Annotated in this window: 4 protein-coding genes and 1 pseudogene; 3 read left to right on the forward strand and 2 right to left on the reverse strand. The window is 38.6% G+C overall.

Annotated elements, in window-relative coordinates:
- The first annotated feature begins 2303 nt into the window (after positions 1-2303).
- A complete protein-coding gene (locus AFK68_RS16600; protein WP_094673745.1) occupies positions 2304-2873 on the forward strand; it encodes a cytochrome b in 570 nt (189 codons plus the stop codon).
- A gap of 166 nt (positions 2874-3039) precedes the next feature.
- Positions 3040-3435 (forward strand): heme-binding protein, encoded by a 396-nt coding sequence (locus AFK68_RS16605; protein ID WP_094673747.1) that lies wholly within the window; start codon positions 3040-3042, stop codon positions 3433-3435.
- A gap of 367 nt (positions 3436-3802) precedes the next feature.
- Here AFK68_RS16605 and AFK68_RS16610 read toward each other — a convergent pair.
- A partial coding sequence (locus tag AFK68_RS16610; RefSeq protein ID WP_305778142.1) for a nucleoside recognition domain-containing protein occupies positions 3803-4894 on the reverse strand: 1092 nt, incomplete at its 5' end.
- Position 4895: 1 nt separating this feature from the next.
- Positions 4896-5600, reverse strand: a pseudogene (locus tag AFK68_RS16615) (GTPase domain-containing protein); the annotation flags it as partial.
- A 380-nt stretch (positions 5601-5980) separates the two neighbouring features.
- Between AFK68_RS16615 and AFK68_RS16620 the strand changes: the two are divergent.
- Complete coding sequence (locus AFK68_RS16620) at positions 5981-6556, forward strand: EF-hand domain-containing protein (protein ID WP_143437950.1); 576 nt, start codon at positions 5981-5983, stop codon at positions 6554-6556.
- Positions 6557-6706: the final 150 nt, after the last annotated feature.

The following is a 6706-nucleotide window of genomic DNA, read 5'->3' on the forward strand; positions in this document are numbered from 1 at the left end:
AGATTGCTTCCTTCCACTCCGTTCCAGTCGCAATGACTTAGGTATACTAATTATCCGGATTTTATATTATATCAAATCCGTTTGATTGGACATAAAAAAAATCTCCAATCATCATAATTACCTAATCTCTGTGATTCTTTCTCCTAAGGGAGAGGTAATTATCAATTATCAATTATCAATTAATGAACACAGATTTTGCATATTCTTGATGCCAGCTACAAATGCCGCACCCACCAATTGACAACGCTCGTAAAAATCTTGTTCACTGGTGTGGATCTTAGAGGTTTCGTTGGATGTTACAAGTCCCCTATTATATTCAATTGTCACCGTATTTATGGTTTTTGATATTAGGTTGTCATCATTAATGTCAAGATAATAATTAGCTTTTTTGATCACTTCTTCTAACCTTTGCAGCATGGTATTGGTAGCACCATAAACATCAGGACGCGATTTTTCCCAATTATCAATATTAATGGGTAGTCTGTTAGAAGCCTCCCGTATCATGCTTATAAAAGGCTCGACAAAAGCTTCCATTTGAGATAGATTAACAGTACTATATTTATCTGGCTCGTCAGGACTTGAGACATCTAGGACTGACACCAATGGTCTAACTAACTCTTGATACGATTTCAAGTCATAGGTATTGCGGAGATAATCTAGTAGTGCTTTGGTATCTGTACCACCATTGTGCGGTGCAAATTTAGTTNGTATCATGCTTATAAAAGGCTCGACAAAAGCTTCCATTTGAGATAGATTAACAGTACTATATTTATCTGGCTCGTCAGGACTTGAGACATCTAGGACTGACACCAATGGTCTAACTAACTCTTGATACGATTTCAAGTCATAGGTATTGCGGAGATAATCTAGTAGTGCTTTGGTATCTGTACCACCATTGTGCGGTGCAAATTTAGTTAAGTTCATACCATCTAGTTTTGGTAAAAATAACGCATCGAGTATTTCATGGGAAAATGCTGAATAACTATGTGGTTCTAAACAGATAATAGGATAATTCGGATTTGTCATATAGGCAGCAGCACGACATGCTCCAGCTACAGCAATACTCAAGTCATGATTCTTTTTTAACCCTAGTTTTGTTTCTTCAGTAGGCTGAGAAATATCTTTGTATAGAGGAGTCCCACGATAAGTGTGTGTATTGTAGACCTGATTAGTTCTACCTTCTTTTGCTGGGGCGCGATTGCCATTGCTGATAATTAAATTTGTCAATACTGCCGAACCACAGACAAAATTTTGATTATTTTGCCAAATACTTCCAGATACCTCCAAAACCCCAACGTCTGCTTGATTCCAAATTGTGTAAGGATTGCTAGAGCATACGGATTCATCAGCAATTACGTCATCAGATAATAGTCCATCAACACAAGAAGGTGGTAAGGTTCCGGCGTGTGGTACATCAAGTATCATTTGTTTTTGAGTGCCTAAAGTATTAGGTCGGATAAAGCTGATGCTAGAGTCACTACGCCCCGTAATAAAAAGTGTATCGACCAATGATACAACGTATACGGGCGTATCTTTATACTCAAAATATGGTTGTGCCACTAACAGCATCGCATTGTACATTTCTTGTGACGTATTAGGATATTGTTTTTTTAACCAACTAGAGAATATGACTTGATCTGAAAACTCTTCGAGTATATTTCGATCGCTTAAATCCTTTCGAGTAAAACGCTGTATAAAATCAATTGCTGTTGTGTGCATGACTTTGCATTTATTTTTCTAACATAAACTAAATAAACATTACCATATCTGATATTTTCAGAGTGCAAAGAAAAATTAAACTTAGCTAAGATAGAAATTTGGCTCAATTGATACCGAGATTGACTGAAACTTNACTCCTCTAAAATCATACTTTTATTTAACAACGCCGAATTAATAGCAGTTACCATTACTAGCGCGGACATTCTTGCTAAACACAAAAATAAAATGCGTCCGAAAATGATTATTTTTTTACTTATCTAATTGATTTTTGTCAAAAGTTATCGCTGTCATAAAACTTCTCAAGTAATAATGACCACAAAGTTCTTATAGAACCCCTAAGTGTATCTTTACAAAAGTGAGTTTTACGAGTCAGGATTCAGGATTAATAAGTCAGAAGTTAGCAGGAAATAGAATAGGGAAAAAAAGTATAAAAATAGCCCCATTATCCACCATCTCCCTACGTTTCACCAAATTTTATAGAACCATAGAACCCATTTGGGTTGGTTCTATAAAAAATTTACAATCTTAATTAAATGTTAAAATTTAATCAATAGTATCACTGTAAAATAACTTGCGGGAAAATCATGGCTCAAGCTTCAAAAACAAACAAACCGAGAAAAAATTCTGCTTACCAAAATTTAATGTCAATCCATTGGTGGATGTTTAATTGTTACATTATTATATTTGTAGTTGGTTCTTTTATGTCGCGTTTGCCTAGAGAAGCCTTTGGAAGAAACTTACTTTATGATTTCCATAAATCTCTAGGAGTATTGGCAATGGCTTTATTAACTTGGCGAATTTTAACTCTATTACAAGTGTGGTGGAAGAAATATACTAAGCGATTGCCCAAGTATACTTCTAAATGGATGCAAAAAGTAGCCCTGCATACTTCTCTTTATATCTTTATGTGGGCTCTTCCTATTAGTGGTTTCTTTTTTTCTAACTCCTTTAAAAGCAATAATGTCCGCTTTTTTGGTCTCACCTTACCTGATTTATTTCCCCAGAATAGTGACTTAGTAGACTTAGGTCGAAATATACATTTTTGGTTAGCTTATACTTTTTTAGCATTTATTATCTTACACGCGATCGATCAATTTAAGGTAGTCAAAGGATTTTGGCGACGCATTAGTAAAAGAAAAACTAAACCTAGCTAACACAGAAATTTGCCTCAATTAATGGCGAGATTGACTGAAACTTAGAGATAATAAAATGGTATTGTCTAATAGCCTGTAATTTGCTAGTGTACTTAAAGTCTGAATATATGTTAACCCAATCAGCTAAATTAACAGACATCTAAAGTAAAATCCAATGGAGGGATTAATGGTTACATTAGAAGATGCCAGAAGAGTAATTAGTGCCGCCGAAAAAAAAGCACTCGAAATTGGTCAACCAATGAATATAGCAGTAGTGGATGGGGGAGGAAATCTCGTAGCCCATGTACGAATGGATGGAGCTTGGATCGGAAGTATCGATATCTCCATTAAAAAAGCGTATACTTCGCGGGCGTTCGATCTGGCCACTAAAGATTTAGCCGAACAGAGTCAATCAGGAGGACAATTTTTTGGGATTCATGCCTCTAACAATGGCAAAATCATGATTTTTGCTGGGGGAATCCCCCTTTACAGTGAGGGACAAGTAGTGGGAGCAATTGGAGTTAGTGGGGGGTCTGGAGAGCAAGACCATGCCGTTGCCGAAGCTGGAGCGGCCTTATTTTAATTCTTGAAAACCATTTATGAGATGGATAAGTTGATTAATTGATAATTGATAATTGATAATTACCTCTCCCTTTGAGGGAGAGGATTGACGCTCAAGGAAAAAATTGATTTTTTTTCCCCTTGAAAGGGGAGGCTAATAAAGCTCTAAAGTATAGCACTACTTGAATCGGGAATAGGGAATAGGGAATAGGAAATAGTAAACTGTCAAAGGGTTTTTCGTATAGGGAAAAGCTCCGCTTTTTATGTTGCGCAGCAAAACAGGATTTAGAAATGTCTTAACCTTAATGAGTAGCGCTATAAATTTACAATTGTGTCTGGTTAGGGCCATTACCATAAAGGGCTTTTGGGCTAAATGTTTTTTTTGACCTTTAGCTAATTAATAATCCTCCCCAAGCAAGCAATAGAGAAAAAACAATCGCAGCGATCGCCTGTCTACTTAACAGCAATAAGGCAAATCGAAGAGACTGTTCTCTGGCAATAGTTAACAGAGTAACCAAACAAGGCAGCAATACTCCTGCTAGATACACTCCAGTCAAAACCTGCAATGGAGTTAACATAGCCAAGGTTTCTGGTTCGGCAAATAATAGCAGTCCATCTTTGCGAATAGAAGCTAAAATAATAGGCAATGCAGCTTCCGGCGGTAAATTAAACCATCCCATCAAAGGATTAATAATATTGGCTAAAGCAGCGATCGCTCCTAACCAATTCAACACAGAAGCAATAACGGTAATAACTAAAAAGATGGGAATTGCATTGAACAAAAATTGATCGATAGTTGACTTAGCTGCGCGCCAAATTACTAACCAATGAGGAAATTCTAAAAATGCTCTTCCTTCGATTACTAGGGGATTCTGATTCGATTTAGCTGTAGGGGAAGAAATCATGTAGGTATATATCAAGGTGGTTGCGGTTAGATACAGCAGGTAAGGAATTATCAAGTAAGGTAACGAAGCCGCACTAAACACCCCTAAAGTTGCGCCCAACTGATAAGAACAAGCAGAACCAAAAGCGATCGCCGAAATACAAGTTCCCCTAGAACAACTAGAACAAGCACGGGTACTAATCACCGCAGGAACATTACACCCCATACCCATAATTACTCGCACTAAATCCCGTCCCGATAACCCAAACGGACGGAGTAAAGGATTGAGAGCAATGGTAATTCGTTCTATTAACCCACTGGCTTTATATGCGCCCAAGAATAGGGCATAGAGAATTACTGTGGGCATCGCCCAAATAAACAGCAAGGGACTCATAGTTATCAGTCCATACTGTCCTATCAGTATTTCTCTTAACCAAATTGGGAGTTGGGATAAAGATTTAATAATGGGAGCGACGGCATTTTGGACTATAGGATCTGCTAAAGTCGCAAAGGAGTTAGCACCCCAGACAGCAATAATCGCAGGAATAAGTAATAGAGCGATCGCTAATAACCAGCCTATTCGAGGATGTTCTAACAGNTAAAGATTTAATAATGGGAGCGACGGCATTTTGGACTATAGGATCTGCTAAAGTCGCAAAGGAGTTAGCACCCCAGACAGCAATAATCGCAGGAATAAGTAATAGAGCGATCGCTAATAACCAGCCTATTCGAGGATGTTCTAACAGCGTTGGTTGGGGTTGAATATACCAGCCAGCCCTTTTAGGAATCCATTGCGCGGGAAAAGGATGAGGTTCTTGCAGAGAAGCCAAAATATAGTCTTTTTGTTCTATTGTGAGGTGGCGAGCATCCACAGTGACAATGCTCAGGTTAGAAGTTTCCGTCCATTCCAGAACCACCTGTTGGGTATGAACTGTCGATAATACCTTATCCCAGAAAGTGATCGCTACAACGCCCCGTTTATCTGCTACTAAAGGCAGTAGATCGGCTAAATCTCGATCTACGTCGGTTGCCTTGACTATCAGTAGCACGGTGTCATTTTCTTGTAGCTGTCTTAAAGCTTTCTTAGTAGTTACGCTGTCGGAACGATAGAGAATTCCAGGAGTATCAATAAAGGTATAGGCTTCAGATTGATAAGTGTCACAAGTCACTGTAGAACCGCGAAAATTGGCACTATAGGGAGTCTCTCCTGTAAGAGCCGCAATGAGTTGGGATTTACCCGTACTCTCTTTACCAATAACCACAATACAATCGCGCTCTAATTTTGACGGCGTAAAAATATTCATTCTTGAATCAAGACTATATAATAATGATAATCATTGTAAAATATAAATAACAAAATTATTTATTCTCTCATGCAAAATTAAGAACAAGCTGTAGTCTTCGACGAAGAACGCGCCACTACTTATGACGAAAGATTTGCTAAATTCCCCCCATTGAGGGACACACTTCATTTATTGACCCGCCTGGTTCTTGCCGATCTTCCGGTCAATGGGCGGATTCTTTGTATCGGTGTTGGTTTTGCCCTCAAGGATATTTAGTTAGTGCGGATTTAGCGTCTGATATGTCCACTTCGTACTATTTCCATTGACTTATTTTTCCTTAACTTGACACCAATGGTTGAAAACGCTAAAATTGCCAGAAATTGATTGTGGAATTAGGAAGAATGTCTCCAGAAGATTTGTTGTCATCTAATTTTTGGGTTGCCAAGATGAAAACCTACTTCAAGGTTATGGACACTAACCAAAATGGTTTTTTGTCGCGCTCTGAATATGAAGAGATTGCGGAGCGGTTGGTACAAAATCAAAACGATCGGTCGAAAGACGAAGAAATTCGTGCAGTGTTTCGCTCCCTGTTTCATAACTTTGTTGCTGGAGGCAGTGAGGTCGATGCTGAAACCGAGATCAGTTACGAAAAGTTCCTAGCCAATGCTGCAAAGGCGGTCTCCTTGATGCAATCGTCGCGTGAAGCGGGTAGACGCAAGAACGAAGTATTCTTTGATTTCGTCGATACAGATAGCTCTGGAAAGATATCCCGTGAAGAATACCGAAAGTATCTAGCAATATACTCTGGGGGTGAGGATACCGACCGTGCCGATCAAGCTTTCGACAGCATCGATGTTGATGGCAATGGTTTTATCTCCCGCACCGAGTTCATTGAAGGTCATATGAACTACTGGTATGAACCCACTAGCGATCCGAACTATTCTCCGCTTCCTTATGGGCCATTGGTAGATTCATAATATTAACCCGAGTTTGAGAATCGGCTCCGTGGTAGGTATGGACTTTAGCCGCGATCAATCGGGGTGATTAACTGTTGAATGAAAATTGTATAAAGTAGTTGCTATTTGTAGAAAAGTGTTGTAGTATTAAACAGGTAATAAATTAAGATG

The organism is Hydrocoleum sp. CS-953, from assembly GCF_002260545.1.
Lineage (GTDB): Bacteria > Cyanobacteriota > Cyanobacteriia > Cyanobacteriales > Microcoleaceae > Trichodesmium.

Coding starts and splice junctions, on each gene's coding strand:
- AFK68_RS16600 (WP_094673745.1), top strand. CDS start 2,304: ATGGCTCAAGCTTCAAAAACAAACAAACCGAGAAAAAATTCTGCTTAC.
- AFK68_RS16605 (WP_094673747.1), top strand. CDS start 3,040: ATGGTTACATTAGAAGATGCCAGAAGAGTAATTAGTGCCGCCGAAAAA.
- AFK68_RS16620 (WP_143437950.1), top strand. CDS start 5,981: ATGTCTCCAGAAGATTTGTTGTCATCTAATTTTTGGGTTGCCAAGATG.